14 protein-coding genes are annotated in these 20230 nt (G+C 67.3%); 2 read left to right on the plus strand and 12 right to left on the minus strand.

Translation table 11 applies throughout. The annotated features are described in order from the left end of the window. From NJH59_RS09090 to NJH59_RS09135, 10 genes are all read right to left on the minus strand, one after another. The gene (locus tag NJH59_RS09090; RefSeq protein ID WP_058540182.1) at positions 1-1650 is read right to left on the minus strand and encodes an ABC transporter ATP-binding protein; all 1650 of its coding nucleotides are present in this window, start codon (positions 1648-1650) and stop codon (positions 1-3) included. Next, positions 1647-2537, minus strand: coding sequence for an ABC transporter permease (locus NJH59_RS09095; protein WP_063611979.1), 891 nt, complete (start codon positions 2535-2537; stop codon positions 1647-1649). Before NJH59_RS09095 ends, NJH59_RS09090 begins: the two co-directional genes overlap by 4 nt. A gap of 29 nt (positions 2538-2566) precedes the next feature. Further along, positions 2567-3619, minus strand: a complete 1053-nt coding sequence (locus tag NJH59_RS09100) for an NADP(H)-dependent aldo-keto reductase (protein ID WP_104572451.1) — start codon at positions 3617-3619, stop codon at positions 2567-2569. Positions 3620-3641: 22 nt separating this feature from the next. Next, a complete protein-coding gene (locus NJH59_RS09105) occupies positions 3642-4985 on the minus strand; it encodes an LLM class flavin-dependent oxidoreductase (protein ID WP_104572450.1) in 1344 nt (447 codons plus the stop codon). 25 nt (positions 4986-5010) lie between these two features. Next, positions 5011-6246: an acyl-CoA dehydrogenase family protein gene (locus NJH59_RS09110; protein WP_058540179.1), complete on the minus strand. Its 1236-nt coding sequence runs from the start codon at positions 6244-6246 to the stop codon at positions 5011-5013. A 25-nt stretch (positions 6247-6271) separates the two neighbouring features. Next, positions 6272-7204, minus strand: a complete 933-nt coding sequence (locus NJH59_RS09115) for an ABC transporter permease (protein ID WP_054914524.1) — start codon at positions 7202-7204, stop codon at positions 6272-6274. Continuing rightward, a complete protein-coding gene (locus NJH59_RS09120; protein WP_253086683.1) occupies positions 7201-8916 on the minus strand; it encodes an ABC transporter substrate-binding protein in 1716 nt (571 codons plus the stop codon). The genes NJH59_RS09115 and NJH59_RS09120 overlap by 4 nt, the downstream gene beginning before the upstream one ends. Before the next feature lie 55 nt (positions 8917-8971). Next, positions 8972-11101, minus strand: coding sequence for a TonB-dependent receptor (locus NJH59_RS09125; RefSeq protein ID WP_229590261.1), 2130 nt, complete (start codon positions 11099-11101; stop codon positions 8972-8974). A 297-nt stretch (positions 11102-11398) separates the two neighbouring features. Beyond that, positions 11399-12538, minus strand: a complete 1140-nt coding sequence (locus tag NJH59_RS09130; protein WP_054914526.1) for a glycerate kinase — start codon at positions 12536-12538, stop codon at positions 11399-11401. 134 nt (positions 12539-12672) lie between these two features. Further along, complete coding sequence (locus tag NJH59_RS09135) at positions 12673-13773, minus strand: sugar diacid recognition domain-containing protein (RefSeq protein WP_253086684.1); 1101 nt, start codon at positions 13771-13773, stop codon at positions 12673-12675. A 160-nt stretch (positions 13774-13933) separates the two neighbouring features. Between NJH59_RS09135 and NJH59_RS09140 the strand changes: the two genes are divergently transcribed. Then, a complete protein-coding gene (locus NJH59_RS09140) occupies positions 13934-15238 on the plus strand; it encodes an MFS transporter (protein WP_078480999.1) in 1305 nt (434 codons plus the stop codon). Positions 15239-15373: 135 nt separating this feature from the next. Continuing rightward, a complete protein-coding gene (locus NJH59_RS09145; RefSeq protein ID WP_253086685.1) occupies positions 15374-16381 on the plus strand; it encodes an aldo/keto reductase in 1008 nt (335 codons plus the stop codon). On the opposite strand, the gene nahK is transcribed toward NJH59_RS09145, so the two are convergent. Then, a complete protein-coding gene (nahK, locus tag NJH59_RS09150; protein ID WP_078481000.1) occupies positions 16359-19007 on the minus strand; it encodes a hybrid sensor histidine kinase/response regulator NahK/ErcS' in 2649 nt (882 codons plus the stop codon). The genes NJH59_RS09145 and nahK overlap by 23 nt on opposite strands. Next, complete coding sequence (nosP, locus tag NJH59_RS09155; RefSeq protein ID WP_058540175.1) at positions 18937-20100, minus strand: nitric oxide-sensing protein NosP; 1164 nt, start codon at positions 20098-20100, stop codon at positions 18937-18939. Before nosP ends, nahK begins: the two co-directional genes overlap by 71 nt. Positions 20101-20230 lie beyond the last annotated feature (130 nt).

Genomic DNA, 20230 nt, shown 5'->3' on the forward strand with positions numbered 1-20230 from the left:
TCAGATCGCCAACTTGAGGAATTCGAACGAGGTACGACGGCCGCTTTCCAGGTGCGGAATGGCCTCCAGCAAGGCCAGGGTGTAGGGATGCTGCGGGTGGTCGAACACGTCGCGTACCGCCCCGCTCTCCACCGCCACGCCGTCCTTCATCACCAGCACCTCGTCGCTTACCTGGTTGATCACCCCCAGGTCGTGGGAGATGAACAGGCACGCCAGGCCCAGGCGCTGCTTGAGGTCGTCGAGCAGTTCGAGGATCTGCGCCTGTACCGACACGTCCAGCGCCGACACCGGCTCGTCGCACACCAGAATCTGCGGCCCGGCGGCCAGCGCGCGGGCAATCGCGATGCGCTGGCGCTGCCCGCCCGACAGCTCGATGGGGCGCCGGTCGAGCAGCGCCGCGTCCAGGCGTACCAGGCCCAGCAGTTCTTCGGCCCGCCTGCGCCAGTCGGCGCGCTTGTGCCCGGCCACCTCCAGCGCCTCGAACAGCACGCGCTGCACGTTGTAGCGTGGGTCGAAGGAGCTCAGCGGGTCCTGGAACACCACCTGGATGCTGCGCCGCAACTGACGCTTGTGCGCCTCGGAAAGCTTCAGCCAGGGCTGGCCCTTGATCTGGATATCGCCGCTGTCGGGGGTTTCCAGGCCCAGGATCATGCGCGTCAGGGTGGTCTTGCCCGAGCCCGACTCGCCGACGATGCCCAGGGTCTTGCCGCGGCGCAGTTGCAGCGACACCTGGTTGACCACGGTGCGCATCTGCCCGTCCGGGCCCTTGAACGCCTTGCTCAGCTGGCGCACCTGCAACAGCGGTGGCTCCTGGGTCGGCGCCACGATGGCCAACGGCGTTCGTGCTGCCCCCGGCGTGCGCCGAAAGTGCACCGCCCGGCCGGCACGCAGCAGAAACTGCGTGTAGGGGTGCTGCGGGTCGTGCAGCACCGCCTCGACGCTGCCCTGCTCGACGATCACGCCGTTGTGCATCACCGCCACGCGGTTGGCCAGGCGCGACACCACCGCCAGGTCGTGGCTCACGATCAGCATCGCGGTGTTCTCGCCGCGCAGCGATTCGAGCAGGCTCAGCACCTGCGCCTGTACCGTGGCGTCCAGCGCGGTGGTCGGCTCGTCGGCAATCAACAGGCGCGGGTTGCAGGCGATGGCCGAGGCGATCAGCGCCCGCTGGCGCAGCCCGCCCGACAGTTGATACGGGTACTGGCGGGCGCGCAGTTCCGGCTGCGGCACGCCGACGGCGCGCAGCAGCTCGATCACCCTGGCCTGGCGCTGCGCGCGGTCAAGCCCGGTATGCAGCTGCAGCGGCTCGGCGATCTCCTTGCCCACCGGGCGCAAGGGGTCCAGCGCGCCCAGGGCATCCTGCATCACGAAGCCGATCTGCGCGCCGCGCACCTGGCGCCAGGTGCGCTCGTCGAACTCGCGCAGGTCGTGCCCGGCAAAGTCCAGGCGGCTGGCCTGCACCTGGGCATGGGCGCCGGTCAGCCCGGCCAGCGTGCGTGAGGTGACACTCTTGCCCGAGCCCGACTCGCCCACCAGCGCCAGGCACTCGCCCTGGTGCAGCTGGAAGCTGATGCCTTTGAGGGTGGGCACGGCCTGGGCGCCAAAGCGCACGTGCAGGTCCTGTACATCGATAAGCGGTGCGCGACTCATGGGCGTTTACCTTCGCTGCGGCGCAGCAGTTCGCGGCCGATCGTACTGATCGAGACCACGGTCAATGTGATTGCCAGGGCGGGCCAGGCCACCAGCCACCAGGCGTTGGCCAGGTAGTTGCGGCCCACGGCGAGCATGCCGCCCCACTCCGGCTCCGGCGGCGGCGCGCCAAAGCCCAGAAAGCTCAGGGCCGCGCCCGAGACGATGTTGCCGCCGATGCCTATGGTGGCCAGGATCAGGATCGGCTTGATCGCATTGGGCAGTACATGGCGCAGGATCACCGCGTGCCGGCCCAGGCCCAGGGTGGTGGCGGCCTCGACGTAGCCGGCACCGCGCACCACCAGGGCCTGTGCGCGCACCAGGCGTGCATAGCGCGGCACGCTGGCGATGCCCACGGCAATGATGGTGTTCAACTGGCCCTGGCCGAAGAAGGTGATGATCACCAGGGCCAGCAGCAGGTCGGGGAATGCCAGCAGCACATCGACCCCGCGCATCACCGCACCGTCCAGCCAGCGCGGGCCGAGCCCCGCCGCCAGGCCGAACAGGGTGCCCAGCAGCAGGCCGATGGCGGTGGCCGACAGGCCCAGCACCAGCGACGGGCGCACCGCGTACACCAGCCGGGTGAGGATGTCGCGGCCGTTTTCGTCGGTACCCAGCCAGTACAGGCTGTCGGGGGCACGAAACGCCTGGCGCGCACTGGCCTCCAGCGGGTCGCCCGCCACCAGCCAGTGCGGCTGGATGGCCGCAATCACCAGCAGCAGCACGAACAGCCCGGCCAGCACCAGGCCCGGGCGGATGGCCCAGCGCCGCACCTTGCGCCGCCGGGCCACGAACAGCGGCTCGGCGGCAATCAGGCCGACGCTCGCGCTTTGATTGATGGGCGCCATGGGCACCTCCACAGGCTAGGGGTTGCGGCTCAGGGCGCCGGGTTCGGGGTGTGCGCGTGGATCTGCTCGATGCGCGCCAGGGTCTCGCTGCTCAGTTGCAGCTCAAGCGCGCCGATGTTCTCGCGCAGTTGCGCCAGGCTCGTCTGCCCGGTCAGGGCGCTGCTGACGAACGGCTTGCCGATCACCGCAGCCAGGGCCAGTTGCGCGGGGCTCACGTCCAGCTCGCGGGCCAGTGCCACGTAGGCGGCAATGGCCTGCTGCGCCGACGCACTGTCGTAGCGGTTGAAGGTGCGGTACACCGACGACAGGCGCGAACCTTCAGGCCGTGCGCCGCCCAGGTACTTGCCGGTGAGCGCGCCGAAGGCCAGCGGCGAATAGGCCAGCAGGCCCACCCCTTCGCGGTGGCTGAATTCCGACAGGCCGCCTTCGTACAGGCGGTTGAGCAGGCTGTAGGGGTTCTGGATGCTGACGATGCGCGGCAGCCCCAGCACCTCGGCCTGGCGCAGGAACTGCCCTACCCCCCACGGGGTTTCGTTGGACACGCCGATATGGCGGACCTTGCCCGCCTGCACCTGCTCGGCCAGCACCTGCAGGGTTTCGCCGATGGCAATGGCCTGCGGGTCGTCGACATACGGGTACTCGCGCTGGCCGAAGAAGTTGGTGCTGCGGTCGGGCCAGTGCAGCTGGTACAGGTCCAGGTGGTCGGTCTGCAGGCGCTTGAGGCTGCCGTCCAGCGCGGCGACGATGTTGGCGCGGTCGTGGCGGCTGAGGCCATCGCGGATATGCGTGCCGCTGCCGGGGTTGCGCGAGGGGCCGACGATCTTGCTGGCCAGCACGATATCGCTGCGCCGGCCGGTCCGGGCCAGCCAGGTGCCGATGAAGCGCTCGGTGCTGCCCCAGGTGTCGGCATGGGTCGGGGTCGGGTACATCTCGGCGGTGTCGACCAGGTTGACACCGTGGTCCAGCGCCAGGTCCAGCTGCTGGTGGGCGTCCTGCTCGCTGTTCTGGTGGCCCCAGGTCATGGTGCCCAGGCCGATGACGCTGACCTTGATGTCGCTGTTGCCCAGTGTGCGGTAGTTCATGGGGTGTGCCTCGCTAATCGGTTCAGACGGCCTCTGCCGCACGTTGGTACTGGCTGGCCGGGTACGGCAGGCCGAGGTGGTCGCGCAGGGTGCTGCCGGTGTATTCACGGCGGAACACCCCGCGCTGCTGCAGCAGCGGCACCACCTGGTCGACGAACACCTCGACCCCCGAGGGGAACATGTCGGGCATGATGTTGAAGCCATCGGCGGCGCCGGCGCGGAACCAGTGCTCCAGGGTGTCGGCGACCTGTTCCGGGGTGCCCACCAGCAGGCGGTGGCCCACCAGGATGCGCCGCGACAGTTCGCGGATGGTCAGGTTCTCGCGCCGTGCCAGGTTCAACTGGGCTTCGAGAAAACCGTGCGAGCCGCGCTCGAATTCGCTGACCGGGCCAATACGCTCCCACGGCAGCGGCGCGTCCAGGTCCAGTTCGTCGGGGGGCAGGCCGATGCGAAACGCCAGTTGCTGCACCAGCCCCGCCTCGCCGCTGTAGGCGTTCAGTTCATCGAAGCGCGCACGGGCTTCGGCCTCGGTGCTGGCGATCACGGTGGACAGCCCCGGCATGATCTTCAGGTGATCGGGGTTGCGGCCCCACAGGCGTGCGCGCTGTTTCATCTCCTGATAGAACGCCTGGCCGTCGGGCAAGGTGGTCTGGGTGGTGAAGATCGCGTCGGCATAGCGCGAGCCCAGGGCCTTGCCGCCCTCGGACGAGCCGGCCTGTACCAGCACCGGCCGGCCTTGCGGCGAGCGCGGCAGGTTGAGCGGCCCCTTGACCGAAAAATGCTCGCCCACGAAATCGATGCTGTGCACCTTGTGCGGGTCGGCGAACTGGCCGCTGGCGGCGTTGCCGATGATCGCGTCGTCCTCCCAGCTGTCCCACAGCTTGAGGGTCACGTCGATGAACTCGTCGGCCCGCGCATAGCGGTCCACATGGCGCGGCGCGCCGGCCAGGCCGAAGTTCTGCGCGGCGGCGTCGCCGGCGTTGGTCACCACGTTCCAGGCCGCCCGGCCGCCACTGATGTGGTCCAGCGAGCTGAAGCGCCGCGCCAGGTTGAACGGGTCGTTGTAGCTGCTGGACGCGGTGGCGATCACCCCGATGTGCCGGGTGGCCAGGGCCACGGCCGTCAGCAGCACGGTCGGTTCCAGGCGCCCGGCCGGGTGCTGGGCGATGTCGCCCGCCAGCGCCGGGCCGTCGGCGAGGAAGATCGCGTCCAGGCACCCCCGCTCGGAAATGCGCGCGATGTTGCGGTAGTACTCGACGTCGAGGTAGGCGTTGGCCGGTACTTCGGCCTTGCGCCAGGCGCTGGCATGCGCGCCGAAGCCGAGGATGTTCATGCCGATGCTCATCTGTCTTGCGGTCTGGCTCATGGCTGCTGCTCCTGAATGAAGGCGGTTACACCGCGCTGGCTTCGTCGCGCACGGTGGTGCCGTCCTGGGCATGCAGCGCACGCCAGGCAGCACCGGGGCTGACGCCGTTGAGGTAGTAGTTGCCCAGCGCGCGCTCGCGGTAGATCGCCGGGTTGTGCGAGGCCAGAGTGCGCGCATTGCGCCAGTGCCGGTCCAGGCGCCGGGCCTGGCTGGTGGCCGACGCGCCGCCCACCTCGAACAGCAGGGTGGTGACTTCCAGCACCTGCTCCAGCACGATCTGCTGGGCCTGGAAGGTGCGGATATCGGCCTCGACGTAGTCGGCTTCCTGGGCGCTGTCGTTCAGCTCGGCCTGGTGTACCCGCTCGAGTACCTCGGCGGCAGCCAGCACCAGGGTTTCGCTGGCATAGGCCAGGCTCGACAGGCGTCCGATCACCCGCTGCACCAGCGGGTCGTCCTTGGGGCTGGACTGGCCCGGCACGCCGAAGGCGCGGGTGCGGCCCTGGACGAAGGCGGTGGCATCGCGCAGCGCGGCGCGGGCGATACCGGCCAGGGTGGCGAGGTGGAACAGCTGGTAGAACGCCGAGATGTACGACTCGGCGCGCAGCTCGCCGGGCTTGAAGCGGCGCAGCACATGCTGCTCGGGCACCGCCACCTGCTCGAAGCGTGTGGTGCCGCTGCCGCTCAGGCGCTGGCCGAAACCGTCCCAGTCGTCTTCACGGGTCACGCCGGGGGCGTCCACTGCCACCACCACGCTGACGAAATCCTTGTCGTGCATGGCCACGGCCGCCACCCAGTCGGCGTAGATAGTGCCGGTGCAGTAGTACTTCTCGCCGTTCAGGCGCCAGCCCTCCTCGGCGGCCTCCAGGCTGACCGAGTTGGTGCTGCTGTCGCTGCGCTCGGCCATTGCCGCGCCCCACAGCTGCCCGGCCACCACCTTGGCGAACCAGTAGTCCTGGGACGCCGGTTCGCGGGCCGACAGCCGCCCTTCGACGAAACCGAAGTGCGCGCGCACGATCTGCGGCAGGTTGGAGTCGGCCTCGGCCAGGTCGATCAGCAGGCCAAACAGCACCGGCAGGCTGATGCCGGCCCCCCCATGCGCCTGGGGCACGCGCAGCGCCGTGAAGCCGGCATCGCGCAGCAACGCCACGGCCTCGAAGGCCAGTTCGCGCTGCTGTTCACGCGCCACCGCACCCTCGCCGATCTGTGCGAACAGCGGCTTGAAGCGCGCCTGCAGCGCAGTGTAGGAATTGGATTGGGTCATGACAGGTCCTTGCTTGGGGGTGGCATCACACGGCCTTGGCACGCGGGTCCACCCAGTGATTGATCAGGTCGACGAGAAAGTTCACGACCACGTAGATCGCCGCCGCCAGCAGGGTGATGCCCAGCAGCAGCGGCACGTCCTTGGATGTTGCGGCGTCGAGCATCAGCCGGCCGATGCCCTGGCGCGAGAACAGCAGCTCGATCACCACCGCACCGCCGAGCAGGCTGGCGAACACGAAGCCGGACAGGGTCACCAGCGACACCAGTGCATGGCGCAGCGCGTGTTTGAGGCGCACGCCGGTTTCGGACATGCCGCGGGCGCGCGCCATGGCGATGAAGGGTTGTTCGAGAATGTCTTCCAGTTCCTGGCGCAGTACCTGGCTGAGCACCGCCGCCACCGGCAAGGCCAGCGCCACGCTCGGCAGTATCAGCGCCTGCCAGCCGCTGGAGCCGGACGGCGGCAGCAGGTGCCAGCCGAACGCGAACACCAGCAGCAGGCCCAGGCCGATCACGAACGAGGGCGCCGACGACAGCACCAGCTCCGTGCCCGACACCAGCGAGCGCAGCCATGGCGCGCGGTTGGCGGTGAGCACCGCGACCAGCACGGCCAGCAGCACCGCCAGTACCGCCGCGGCCAGCGACAGTTGCACGGTGGCGCCCAGTTGCCCGGCGATGATCTGCCCCACCGGGATGCGCAGGCGGTACGACTCGCCCAGGTCGCCCTGGGCCAGGCGCCCCAGGTAATGGCCGTACTGCACGATCAACGGCTGGTCCAGGCCGTATTCGGCGCGCACCTGGGCGATCAGCTCGGCACTGGGCATCGCCTCCGGCCCGCCGAGGATGGCCAGTGCCGGGTCGCCGGCGCTCAGGTTCAAGGCCAGGAAGGTCAGGGTCGCCGCGCCCCAGAGCACGCCGATGCCGGCCAGCAGCCGACGGAGTATCAGGCGCAGGGTGTTCATCGGGCCTCCTGGTCGAGCCATATGCTGGTGAAGAACGGGGTGTTGTGCGAGGTATCGAAGATCACGCCCTTGACCGCCTTGCGGTAGGCCACCAGTACATGGCTCTCGTACACCGGTACGGCCGGCACGGTTTCCACCAGGCGTTGCTGCGCGGTGCGGTACAGCGCGGCGAGCTCCACCGGGTCGGTGGAACGGCGCGCCGCCGACAGCGCCGCATCGAGGGCGTCATCGCGAAAGCGCCCGGCGTTCTGGCCGATGAGCTTGGGCGTGCTGATCGCATTGCTGTGGTAGAGGATGTACAGCCCGTCGGGGGTGTTGGTGTGCCAGTAGCCGCCGGCGATTGCCTGAAAGTTGCTGGCATAGCGACGCTCGGTGACCTGGGCCAGGGGCAGCAGATCGATGGCCAGCTCGAAACCGACCTTCTTGAGGTCGGCCTGAATGGCCACTGCCACGCTACCGGGGAAGGCGCCGGTCTCGTACATCAGCAGGCGCGCCGACAGGCGCTGGCCGTCCTTGACCCGGTAGCCCCTGGCGTCACGTTCGCTCCAGCCGGCCTGGTCGAGAATGCGGTTGGCCTCGGCCACGTCATAAGCCAGCACATCCTTGAACGCGGGGTCGTAGTAGCGGGTGTTGGCGGCCAGGAAATCGCCCTTGGGCTGGTACTCGCCAAAGCCGGTGATCCAGGCCAGGCCGTCGCGATCGATGGCCTTGGCCACGGCGCGGCGCACCTGCACGTCCTGGAACGGGAACTGCTCGACGTTGAAGGTCAGGCTGCGAAACGGGTTGGCCTTGCGGATGCGGCTGCTCATCTGCAGGTCGGGGTTGCTGCGGATGGCCCTGGCGTTCTGCGCCGGCGCGTCCACGGTAAAGTCCGACTGGCCGGACTCGAGCGCGCTGAAGCGGATCATCGGCTCGGGCACGATGCTCAGCTCCAGGCGGTCCAGGTACGCCTCGCCGTTGTGCCGGGTCACCGGCGGCGCCCAGTTGTAGCCCTTGCGCCTGACAAAGGTGGCGCCCTGGTCGCGGGTGTAGCTTTCCAGCACGAAGGGCCCCGAACCGATGGCGTGCTCGGCGATGGACTTGGGCGCCTCGAGGATCTGGCGCGGCGAGATCATGCTCAGCCAGGACTGCGCCAGCACGTCCAGGAACGGCGAATAGGGTTCGCGCAGGTGCGCCTCGAAGGTGTACTCGTCGACGATGCGCCCGTTCACGTAGGGCGCGATGTACGCGGCGGCCAGCGGCGACTTGGTGGCCGGGTCGCGCATGTGCTCCAGGTTGATCTGTACGGCGCGGGCGTTGAATTTCTCGCCGTCGCTGAAGGTCACGTCATCGCGCAGGTGGAAGGTGTAGGTCTTGCCGTCCGGCGAGATGTCCCACGACTTGGCCAGCCACGGCGAGATGTTGCCCTGCTCGTCCTGGTACAGCAGGCAGTCGAACAGGATGCGCCCCAGCCACTGCACGTTGCCGTGGGAAATCGAATGCACGTCCAGGGTGGTGGTGTCGGACGCCGTGGAAATGCGCAGCGTGCCGCCCGGCTTGCCCGGCGCGGCTTCGCGGTAGTCCTCGGCGGCGTAGCTCAGGCTGCCGTCGCGCAGCACGCCGTCGGCGCTCGATACGCTGTTGCGCGACGCTTCGCTGGCCGGCTTGCAGGCGCCCAGCGCCACCACGCTGGCGAGTACGGCCAGGCGTGCGAGCCTTGTGATCAGGGTCATGTGCTTCCTCCGCCAGCACCGCGTGCAGGTGCACGTCGGCGCTGGCCGCGCTGGCTTAGAAGTTGTAGGTCACGCCGGTGAAGGCGCCGAAGCCGTCGCCCGGGTACAGCGACGCGACGTCCCTGCCCTGGGAGTTGTAGGTCGGCAGCACGGCGGTCACGTAGTCCTGGTCGGTGATGTTCTTCAGGTCCAGGTACACCTGCCAGGTCTTGCCCGGGTCGTCGTAACCCAGGCGCGCGCCCCACAGCGTGTAGGACGGCGCGTAGAAGCTGTTGGCGTAGTCCACCGAAGTCTTGGAGGCGGTGCGCACGTTGACCCCGGCGTAGAAACCACTGGCCCACTGGTACTGCAGCTCGCCCTGATACACGTGCTTGGGCAGGCCCGGCAGTTCGTTCTTCTTGAACAGCGGGTCGTTCTCGTAGTGGAAGTCGTTGAGGGTGTAGGCCTGGCGCCAGGTCAGGCTGTCACCGTTGGCGCCTTCCCACAGGCGGGTGCTCAGGCCGGCCTCGATGCCCTGGTGGATGGTGGGCGTGGCATTGGAGGTGGACACCACCGCAGCAGAGGTGGCGGTGGCCGGCAGCACTTCGACGTTGAGCAGCTCGTTCTTGACCCAGGATTTGTAGAACGCCAGGCTGCCGTCGAAGATCCCCGACTTGCCCTTGATGCCGAACTCCACGGTGTTGGCCGCTTGCGGCACCAGTGGCTTGGCGTAGTTGCTGGTGACCCCGGAGCCGGAGCTGGACCAGGAGCTTGGCGGGTCGATAGTGCGGCTGGCGTTGGCGAACAGCTGCACGTCCGGGGCGATGTAGTAGCGCAGGCCGATACGCGGGGCCAGCTTCCACTCGTCGTACTTGTAGTGGCTGGGCAGGCCGCTGGTGTTGGGGCGGTCGCTGTAGGTGACGTTGATGTCACGCTTGATCTCGATCGCCGACACGCCGGTGGCCAGGTACAGGTTGTCGGTCAGGCCCAGGTCGTTGCCCAGGGTGAACACATGGTCGAACGAGCCGTCGTACTCGACCTGCTTCTGCAGAATGCCCAGGTCCTTGTCGCCCTTGTAGGTGCGTGCGCCGGAACGGATGTGCTGGGTGCTGCTCCAGCCCGCGGTGGTGGTGCTGGGCAGGCCGAACAGCTGGTCGGTGCGGCTGTACTTGAGCGAGTAGTTGATGTCGCGCCAGTCCCAGTAGTTGGGGTTGACGGTGCTCTTGCGGCTGAGGATCTGCGGGTAGTTGTGGTACACCAGCCCGGCTTCGAGGGTGGCATCGTCATCGAAGGTGTAGGTGGTCTTGCTGCCGACCCAGGTCGAGCCGCGCTTGGTGGAGTCGCCACGGGTGGCGTAGGTGGCGGCGTTGGTCTGTTTGGAGTTCTTTTTGAGCTGCGCCAGGGTCAGGGTGCCCGAGTTCTCGTGGTATTCCTCGCGGTAGCGGATGTACAGACGGGTTTCGAGCTTGGGGTTGAAGCGGTAGCCGAAGTTGCTGACCACCCCCTTGGCCTTGGTGAAGGTGAAGTCCTGGTAGCCGTCGCGGCGAGCGTTGTCGACGCTGACGTAGTAGTCGGCATTGCCGGCCACGCCGCCGGTGCTCAGGGTCTGCTTCTGCCAGCCGAAACTGCCGCCTTCGAGCTTGATGCGGTTGCCCGGTGCGGTCAGCCCGGAGTTGGTCACGAAGTTGATCGCGCCCCCCAGTGAAAGTGCGCCGTATTCGAAGGCGTTGGCACCGCGCAGTACTTCGGTGTAGTTCAGGCCCTGGGTATCCAGTAGTTCATAGGGCGTGCCACCGGCGCCGGTCAGTGCAAGGCCGTCGAAGAGAAACTTGGTGCCTTCGCGGAAATAGCCGGGCGAGGTATTGGCGCCGGAACCGCGAATGGAAATCTTGATGGCATCGTTGCCACCGGCAGCTTGGGCGTAGACGCCGGGCTGGTACGCCAGGGTGTCTTCCAGGGTGGCCGAGCGGCCCTTTTCGACTTCAGCCTGGGTGACCAGGCTGGTACCGCCGGCGACCTCGTCGAGTTTGCTCTGCGCCGCCTGCACAGGGCTCTGTTTGGCGGCCTGCACGGTGACCGTACCCAGGCGCTTGTCGCCGCTGGTGTCGGTGTCGGCGGCCGAGGCCAGCGGGATGAAGGTTAATAGTGCGCTGCTTACAGCGAACAGGGATGAATGTCGCAGTACTGCCGAAGTTGCCCAATGCACGCGTTTCAAGGTCTTGCTCCCCACCTGATTAAAATTAGGCGAGTTTCTATTGGTATAGTCAATCTCACAGGGACTATTGCAGCGAGCGTGCCAACTGGCGAAGTGCCTTGTTTAAAGGGGTTTAGTTATAAAGCGGCAAGTAATCGGGTGTTGTATTCGAGGGCTAGTGTCGGGAGGGTGTTGCCAGGCGAACAGTTGCCAGTTGCTGATCTATGTATATAACCGGCAAGGCCGGCGCCTACAGGTTGGCCGCTGTCTGTAGGCGCCGGCCTTGCCGGCGAAGCAGTAGTGGGCTTGTTACAGACCCTGGTGCAAGGCCCACAGCCGAGCGATGTCCCGCGCCCTGTCGCGCAACAGCGGCGCTGCCTGCTCGCACGCCTGCTGCAGGCTCATCGGCCCGCTGGTCAACGCAAATGCCGCATCGATGCCATGCTCATACAGCGCCTGGTAGCCCTCGCCCAGGGTGCCGGCAATCACCACCACCGGCACGCCGTGACGCCTGGCTATGCGCGCCACACCGAACGGGGTCTTGCCGCGCAGGGTCTGCGCATCGAAGCGCCCCTCCCCGGTGATCACCAGGTCGGCACCGCGTACCGCCGCCTCCAGCCCGGCCAGCTCGGCCACCACTTCGACCCCTGCACGAAACTGCGCGCCCATGAAGGCCTTGGCCGCAAAGCCCATGCCGCCCGCTGCGCCACAGCCCGGAAACGCCCGAACGTCTTCCTCCAGCAGGCCGGCGCAATGGTCGGCAAAGTGCCCCAGTGCATGGTCGAGCAAGGCGACCTGGGCGGGGCTCGCCCCCTTTTGCGGGCCGAAGATCGCCGAGGCACCATTGGCCCCGCACAGTGGGTTGTCGACGTCTGCGGCCACTTCCACCTGCACGTCGAGCAGGCGCGGGTCCAGCCCGCTGCTGTCCAGCCGGGCCAGGTGCGCCAGGGCCAGGCCGCCCGGTGCCAGTTCAGCGCCCTGGGCATCGAACAGCCGCAGCCCCAGCGCTCGCAGCATCCCACTGCCGGCATCGTTGGTGGCACTGCCGCCGATGGCCAGGATGATGCGCTGTGCCCCGGCATCCAGCGCCGCGCCGATCAGTTGCCCGGTGCCATAGGTGCTGCTGCGGCAAGCATCGCGCTGGGCGAGGCCGAGCAGTTGCAGGCCGCTGGCCTGGGCCATTTCGATGATGGCGGTGTGGCTGTCGGCCAGCCAGCCCCAGTGGGCCAGTACCGGTGTGCCGAGCGGGCCCTGCACCTGCAGGCTGCGCTGTTCGCCGCTGCAGGTCGCCACCAGGGCCTGCAGGGTGCCCTCGCCGCCATCGGCCATCGGGCAACTGACCAGCTCGGCCTGTGGCAAGGCATCGGCCAGCCCCCGGGCGATGGCAGCGGCCACGTCTTCGGCGCTCAGGCTGTCCTTGAACGAGTCGGGGGCGATGACGATTTTCATGCGGTGTGCTCCTTATCCAGATGAGCTGCATGCTGACAGTTGCGCCGGCGGCGGGCGTCGGTCGGATGCACAGGCGGGCGCAAGGTTATTTGTTCAGTTGGACAATGAACCGACCAAGCGGCCCGCACAGGCAATCAACTGTTCACGGGCAACAACTGCAACCCCAGGTACAGGCTCAGCATCCCTGCCAGCCGCATCGGGTCCACCCCGCTCAACTCGGCCACCCGTTCCAGTCGGTAACGCAAGCTGTTGCGGTGAATGCCCAGCGCCTCGGCGCACGCCTGGCTCTGCCCGTCGTGGGCGCACCAGGCCCGCAGGGTGGCCAACAGTTGCCCGTTGCTGTCCTTGGCACGCAGCCGTTGCAGCGGTTGCAGCAGTTCGTCCAGCGCATCGTCGTTGCGATGACGCCACAACAGCGCCGGCAGCCGATAGCGCGCCAGGGTCAGCAGGCGCTGGCGGGGCAGTACCTCGCGCCCGTAGGCAAGCAGGTCGCGCACCCGACGATAACCGCGGCGCAGGTTGTCCAGCCCTTCGGCCGGGCCAGCCACTGCCAGGCGCTGCACGGTCCAGCCCTGGGCCTGCATCTTGTCCAGCAGGCGCTGTTCGTCCAGCGCCACCGTCGCCGGGCGGCACCACAGCAACGACTGACGTGCCGGGCTCACGCACCAGCTGTCGGGGTAGCGCAGCATCAGCCAGGCCGCCAGCGGCTCGGCGGCCGGGCCCTCCTCCAGCTCGAACAGGCACGGGATACGCGTGAGCTGGGGTTTGAGACCCAGTTGCCGAGCCTCGTCCACCAGCCGGGTGGCGTCGCCGTTGCCGCCCAGCAGCAAGGCCAGCAGGTCATCGCAGCGCTGCTTGCGCCACTGCTGCTGCACTTGCAGGTGCCGTTGGGCCAGCAGCATCTCGGCGGTCATGCGCACCAGTTCGGCGTAGGTGCGCACCTGCTGCGGGTCGCCGGTGATGCCGAGCACGCCGATCAGGCGCCCGTCCAGCAGCAGCGGCAGGTTCACACCCGGCTGCACGCCCTTGAGGCATCTGGCGGCCTCTTCGTCGAGCTCGACGATGCGCGCGTTGGCCAGCACCAGTTGCGCGCCTTCGTGGCGGGTGTTGATACGCTGCGCCTCGCCACTGCCCAGGATCAACCCCTGGCTGTCCATGACATTGACGTTGTAGGGCAGAATGGCCATCGCACGGTCGACGATATCCTGTGCCAGGTCGTGGTCGAGCTCGAACATGGGCGGATCCTTGTGGTCGCAATGGTTGGTCGAGGGCACAGCGGTGCAGCGCAAAGGCTGTGCAAAAGCACAAAGACAGCGTCCTCTGGCTCAAACAGACTCGTCATGACAACTGCCTCGACGCAGTTGCGGCGATAAACATAAAAACAGAGAGAGAATCATGTCATACCGCCCTGCCCCTGACCAAGGCCACGACATCGACCGCAACGCGCTGTACCGGCGCATCACCCTGCGGCTGATCCCGTTCATCTTCATCTGCTACCTGTTCAACTACCTGGACCGCGTCAACGTCGGCTTCGCCAAGTTGCAGATGCTCGACGCGCTGAAGTTCAGCGAAACCATCTACGGCCTGGGTGCCGGCATCTTCTTCATCGGCTACGTGCTGTGCGGCCTGCCCAGCAACCTGGCGCTCAACCGCTTCGGGCCACGGCGCTGGATCGCGCTGATGATGATCGCCTGGGGCACGCTGTCGACCTGCCTGCTGTTCGTCACCACCCCCATGGAGTTCTACGTGCTGCGCCTGTTCACCGGCGCCGCCGAAGCGGGGTTCTTCCCGGGTATCGTGCTGTACCTCTCGCGTTGGTTCCCGGCGCAGCGGCGCGGGCGCATCATGGCGCTGTTCATGTCGGCGATCCCGGTGTCGGGGCTGCTGGGCGGGCCGTTCTCGGGGTGGATTCTCAACCACTTCGCCGCCGGCCAGGGCGGCCTGGCCGGCTGGCAATGGATGTTCCTGATCCAGGGCGTGCCTACCGTGGTGCTCGGCTGTCTGGCGATCGTGCTGCTCAGCGATGGCTACGCCAAGGCCGGCTGGCTGACCCCGGCGCAGCGCCAGGCGGTTGAGGCCGACCTGAACGCTGACGCGGCGGCCAAGCCGAAAACCGCCAGCGACAGCCTGCTGTCGGTGCTGGCCAACCCGTTGATCTGGACCTTCGGCTTCATCTACTTCTGCATCCAGAGCGGCGTGTATGCGATCAACTTCTGGCTGCCATCGATCATCAAGAACATGGGTTTCGACGATGCCCTGCTGATCGGCTGGCTGAGCGCCATCCCGTACCTGCTGGCCGGGCTGTTCATGCTGCTGGTGGGGCGTTCGGCAGACCTGCGCAACGAGCGGCGCTGGCACCTTGTGGTGCCGATGCTGATGGGCGCGGTGGGGCTGCTGATGGCGGTCAACTTCGCCCACAGCCCGGTGATCGCGATACTGGGCCTGAGCATCGCGACCATGGGCGCGCTCACCGGCCTGCCGATGTTCTGGCCGATGCCCACTGCCCTGCTCACCGCGGGCACTGCGGTGGCGGGCCTGGCGATCATCAACTCGGTGGGCCAGATGGCCGGGTTCCTCAGCCCGTACCTGGTGGGCTGGATCAAGGACCAGACCGGCTCGACCGACGTGGCATTGTATTCGCTGGCGGGGTTGATCGTGGTGGGCAGCCTGGTGGCGCTGCGGGTGTCGCGCTCCAGCTGACGACCGCTTCGCCGGCAAGGCCGGCTCCTACGGGCCTGAGGGCCGTTCACACGATTGTGCGGGAGCCGGCCTTGCCGACGAAGCTTTCAACCCTGTAAAACAGCTCGACCCCCTCCCGCAAAAGGATGCTCGAGCATGATCTACCGTCCCCTGGGCCGCAGTGGCCTGCAGGTTTCCGCCCTCACCCTGGGCAGCATGATGTTCGGCGAGCAGACCAGCACCGAAGACTCGCTGCGTATCATCGACAAGGCCTGGGACCAGGGCATCAATTTCATCGATACCGCCGACGTGTACAACGCCGGCCGCTCCGAAGAAATCGTCGGCGAAGCCATCGCCCGCCACCGTCACGACTGGGTGCTGGCCTCCAAGGTCGGCTTCGGCCCGGTCGACGGCCTGCCCAACCGCAGCGGCCTGAGCCGCAAGCATATCTTCAATGCCATCGACACCAGCCTCACGCGCCTGGGCACCGATTACCTGGACATCTACTACCTGCACCGCGAAGACCACGCCACCCCGCTGGAGGTCAGCGTGGCAGCCATCGGCGACCTGCTGCGCCAGGGCAAGATCCGTCACTGGGGCGTGTCGAACTTTCGCGGCTGGCGCATCGCCGAGGTGTGCAACCTGGCCGAACGCCTGGGTATCCCCAAGCCTGTGATCAGCCAGCCGCTGTACAACATCGTCAACCGCCAGGCCGAAACCGAGCAGTTCACCGCTGCAGCCTTTCACGGCCTGGGCGTGGTGCCCTACAGCCCGCTGGCGCGTGGGGTGCTCAGCGGCAAGTACGCCCCCGACGCCACCCCGGACCCCAACAGCCGCGCCGGGCGCCAGGACAAGCGCATCCTCGAGACCGAATGGCGCAGCGAGTCACTGGCCATCGCGCAGAAGATCCACGCCTATACCCAGGCCAAGGGCGTGGGCATGGTCGAGTTCGCCATTGCCTGGGTGCTCAACAACCAGCACGTCAGCTCCGCCATCGTCGGCCCGCGCACCGAAGCGCAGTGGGACACCTATGGCGGTGCGCTGCAGGTGAAGATCACCGCCGAAGACGAAGCCTTCATCGATTCGCTGGTTACCCCCGGGCATGCCTCCACCCACGGCTACAACGACGCGGCACACTTCGTCAGCGGGCGCCAGCCACGCTGAGTTCGCAACCGATCAGGTGGCTGATGGCGGCCTTGAGCTTCATCGGCCGCACCGGTTTGTGCAGCAGGCTGTGGCCCAGGTCGCGCACCTGCTGCTTGAGCTCCACGCTGTAGTTGGCAGTGATCATCAGGGCCGGCAACGGCGTGTGCCGCTGCGTATTGATCGACCCGACCGCCTCCAGGCCGTTGCGGTCGTTGTCCAGGTGATAGTCGACGATCAGCAGGTCGGCCCACTCGCTGTCCAGCGCCACCTGGCGGGCCAGGTCCTGCTCGCTCAGGGCGGTGACCACCGAGCAGCCCCACTGCTCCAGCAGGCTGCGCATGCCCGCGCAGATCGCCGCATCGTTGTCCACCACCCAGATACGTGCGCCGTCCAGGCGTTCGGTCAGCGGCTCGACCTGTGACGGTTGCGGCTCGCGCCGGGGCGCACGCTTGCTGCGCGGCACCTCGATGGAGAACACCGAGCCCTTGCCCGGCGTGGAGCGCAGGTGCACGCGGTGGCCGAGAATGCCGGCGATCTTGTCGACGATGGCCAGGCCCAGGCCCAGGCCGCGATCCTGGTCGGGACGCTGCAGGTCGCCGCGCTTGAACTCCTGGAACACCTCGGCGCACTTGTCGGGGGCGATGCCGATGCCGGTGTCCCATACCTCGATGAACACCCGCTGCCCACGCCGCCGGCACCCGAGCATCAGGCGCCCCTGCGGGGTGTAGCGGATGGCATTGCTGAGCAGGTTGCGCAGGATGCGTGCCAGCAGCTGGATGTCGCTGCGCACCCGCAGGCTGCTGCGCACGTAGCTCATGCGCAAGCCTTCGCTGGCGGCGGCATGGGCGTACTCGGCGGCCAGGTTGTCGAGCAGGTCGCTGACGGCGAAGGTCGCGACATCGGCCTTGATCACCCCGGCATCGAGCTTGGAGATGTCGACCAGGGTGCCCAGCAGGCTTTCGACGTCATCCAGCGAATTGCTGACGTTGCGCACCAGCGCCGGGCTTGCACAGTTCTGCTCCTGCAGCGCGCTGGTGAACAGGCGCGCGGCGTTGAGCGGTTGCAGCAGGTCGTGGCTGACCGCGGCAAGGAACTTGGTCTTGGACAGGTTGGCCTGGTCGGCCTCCTGCTTGGCCTCGCGCAGGCGCGCTTCGGCGCGGCGCCGCTCTTCGATTTCGCGCAGCAGTTGCTGGTTGAGCTGGGTGAGTTCGGCGGTGCGCTCGCGCACCCGCAACTCCAGGTTCTGGTAGGCCTGGTGCAGGGCTTCGGCGGTACGCCGGCGTTCGGTGATGTCGCGGATCAGCACGAAGATCCCCACCACCTCGCCGCTGGCCAGCTGGTTGGGCACATAGGAGCGCAGCATGTAGCGCTCCTGGCCGTGGGCGTTGGTTTCGGCGAACTCGAACGTCACGCTCTCGCCCGACAGTGCCCGCTCCACGTAGCTCTCCAGGCGCTGGTAATGCTCGGCGCTGTGCACCTCGCGCAGGCTCTGGCCGAGCATTACCCCGCGCGGCCAGCAGTACCACTGCTCGTACACCTTGTTGGTGAACTCGTAGACCAGGTCGGCGTTGAGGTAGGCGATCAGCGCCGGCACGTGGTCGGTGATCAGGCGGATCCAGCGCTCGCTCTCGCTCAGCGCCTCGGCATGCTGATAGCGCTCGGTGATGTCGGTGAAGGTGTTGACGAAACCGCCGGCCGGCAGCGGATGGGTACGGATTTCGAGCATGCGCCCGTCGAACAGGCGCTGCTCCAGTTCATGGATGCTGCGCCCGTTGGCATCGGTGCTGGCCGGGGTGAGCAAGGCCAGCTCGCTGTCGGCGATCACCTCGGCAAAGTCGCGATGGGCGGCAATCGGGGCCAGCCCGCTGAGTTCCAGAAAGCGCCGGTTCCACAACTCCAGCACGCCGTCGGCATTGACCATGGCCACGCCCTGGGACAGGTTGTCGACCGCACGCTGCAGCAGGTGCGACTTCTGCGCCACGGCCTGTTCGCGGCGCTGGGTTTCGCTGAGCTTGATCTGGGTGATGTCGGTGAACAGCATCACGCAGCCGCCGCCCTGGGTCGGCCGCTCGCTGACCTGCAGCCAGCGCCCGCCCTGCAGGCGGTACACCATGTGCTCGGCGCTGGGGCCGCGTTGTTCTTCGCAGAACAGCCCGGTGCTCTGCATCAGCCGCTTGATCTCGGCCAGACGCATGCCGCCGATGATGCGGATGCGGCTGTTGGCCCAGAACGCCTTGAAGCGCTGGTTGAACAGCACGATGCGCTGCTGCGGGTCGAACAGCACGAAGGCGTCGGAAATGCTTTCGATGGCGTCCACCAGGTACTGGTGCGCGGTTTCGGCGCGCAGCCGCGCATCGCTGAGCAGGTGGTTGCTGGCCTTGAGTTCGGCCATGGCCTGGTTCAGCGCATCGGTGCGCTCGCGCACCTGCTCGGCCAGCACCACCGAGTGCTGGAACGCCGCATAGGAGTCGTCCGGGCGCGCGGCACCCGATTCCTGGCGTTCGATCAGGGCGGCGTTGATACGGCTGAGCTTGCGGTTTTCATGCTGCAAGCGGGCGATCAGCGCGGCCTGGTCAATGTCCACGGCGTGCACGGGGCTGGCCAATGGCGACGCCGGTGAACGTCTGGTTGATGTGCATGCCATTGAACTGTTCTCCATAGGAGTTGAACCCCACCACAGGCTGCTGCTGCAAAAAGGCGCCGACGGCTTCGAACTCTGCGCTGCCTTCCAGCTCCAGGCGGCGCAGGAAGCAGTCGCAGCCGATGGTCAGCAGCAACGGCCCGAGGCGTTCGCGCAAGCCGTCGAACAACGCGCTCAGGTTGGGCAGCAGGGGCCCGGGGCGCATGGCGGTGAGCACGATGCCGTTCTCCACCGCGCAGTAGAAACTCAGGCTGCCGTCGTCGTGCACCTGCTGGATGGCCCGCACGTAGTAGCGCTCGTTGATGCGCACCGCCAGCGGGTGGGCGGCGAAGGTGCGATGGTCGAGCTGTTCGGGGGGCACGCCGATCAGCGCGGCGTATTCCTGCGCGGCGGGTTCGGCATTGAGCTCGTAGACCCGGCGCAGGGTACTGTCGGCGCGGGTGACCACGAGCTTTTCCTGGCGCGGCTGGATGTGGTGGGTGGTGAACACCTCGAAATCCAGGCAGGTATTGACCAGCAGCACCACGGCAGCGCTGCTGTGGAAGGCGCCGTCGAAGTACACATGGGTGTGGTGCAGGTAGTTGTCGTCGCCGGCCGAGCCGCCGAAATGCGGGATGTCGCCCAGGGCGGCACTGAGGGCGGCAAGCACGGTTTCCTCACGGCTGGACAGCCCGTCGAGCAGGGTCAGGGCGAAGCTGTGGCCCTTGATCGGGGCCAGGGTGTTGCTGCGACAGTCGCCCACCAGGCGCTCGACCATCTGCTGCGCGTCGATCAGGCTGAAGTACTGCATGGGGGCGATGAGTTCGGCGGCAATCGAGAACATCCGGTAATCGAAGCCCAGCGCGGTGATGCAGCCGCGGCCGTAGCCTTCGGGGGTGATTTCGCCGGCGCTGGTGCAGCCTGCCAGGCGGATGCCGCCCAGGCTCTGTTGCAGCGAGTGGGCCAGGGCTGGCAGGTCGTATTCGGCGGAGCAGAAGAACAGCACGAAGCCCAGGTGCGGGTGCAGCAGCTGACGGGCCAGGTCCTGTGCGGCCTCTTCGGCGACACTGGCGCGCGAGACGGCACTGACAATGCCCTCGGCGGGGGGTTGGTGCATGACGGCCTCCGGCGGGGGCTTTAACGGATGGGCCCAGTGTACGAAGGGGCTGGAGGGGGTCGAATGCTACTTGGGTAGTGGGTGGGGGTGGCATTGGTTGTAGGTTTGCAAGGGGGGTGCCCTTTCGCTG

The sequence above is a fragment of the Pseudomonas sp. VE 267-6A genome, assembly GCF_024126555.1.
Taxonomy (GTDB): domain Bacteria; phylum Pseudomonadota; class Gammaproteobacteria; order Pseudomonadales; family Pseudomonadaceae; genus Aquipseudomonas; species Aquipseudomonas palmensis.

Coding starts and splice junctions, on each gene's coding strand:
- NJH59_RS09140 (WP_078480999.1), top strand. CDS start 13,934: ATGTCATACCGCCCTGCCCCTGACCAAGGCCACGACATCGACCGCAAC.
- NJH59_RS09095 (WP_063611979.1), bottom strand. CDS start 2,537: ATGGCGCCCATCAATCAAAGCGCGAGCGTCGGCCTGATTGCCGCCGAG.
- NJH59_RS09110 (WP_058540179.1), bottom strand. CDS start 6,246: ATGACCCAATCCAATTCCTACACTGCGCTGCAGGCGCGCTTCAAGCCG.
- NJH59_RS09135 (WP_253086684.1), bottom strand. CDS start 13,773: ATGTTCGAGCTCGACCACGACCTGGCACAGGATATCGTCGACCGTGCG.
- NJH59_RS09115 (WP_054914524.1), bottom strand. CDS start 7,204: ATGAACACCCTGCGCCTGATACTCCGTCGGCTGCTGGCCGGCATCGGC.
- NJH59_RS09100 (WP_104572451.1), bottom strand. CDS start 3,619: ATGAACTACCGCACACTGGGCAACAGCGACATCAAGGTCAGCGTCATC.
- NJH59_RS09145 (WP_253086685.1), top strand. CDS start 15,374: ATGATCTACCGTCCCCTGGGCCGCAGTGGCCTGCAGGTTTCCGCCCTC.
- NJH59_RS09120 (WP_253086683.1), bottom strand. CDS start 8,916: ATGACCCTGATCACAAGGCTCGCACGCCTGGCCGTACTCGCCAGCGTG.
- NJH59_RS09130 (WP_054914526.1), bottom strand. CDS start 12,538: ATGAAAATCGTCATCGCCCCCGACTCGTTCAAGGACAGCCTGAGCGCC.
- nosP (WP_058540175.1), bottom strand. CDS start 20,100: ATGCACCAACCCCCCGCCGAGGGCATTGTCAGTGCCGTCTCGCGCGCC.
- nahK (WP_078481000.1), bottom strand. CDS start 19,007: ATGGCATGCACATCAACCAGACGTTCACCGGCGTCGCCATTGGCCAGC.
- NJH59_RS09105 (WP_104572450.1), bottom strand. CDS start 4,985: ATGAGCCAGACCGCAAGACAGATGAGCATCGGCATGAACATCCTCGGC.
- NJH59_RS09090 (WP_058540182.1), bottom strand. CDS start 1,650: ATGAGTCGCGCACCGCTTATCGATGTACAGGACCTGCACGTGCGCTTT.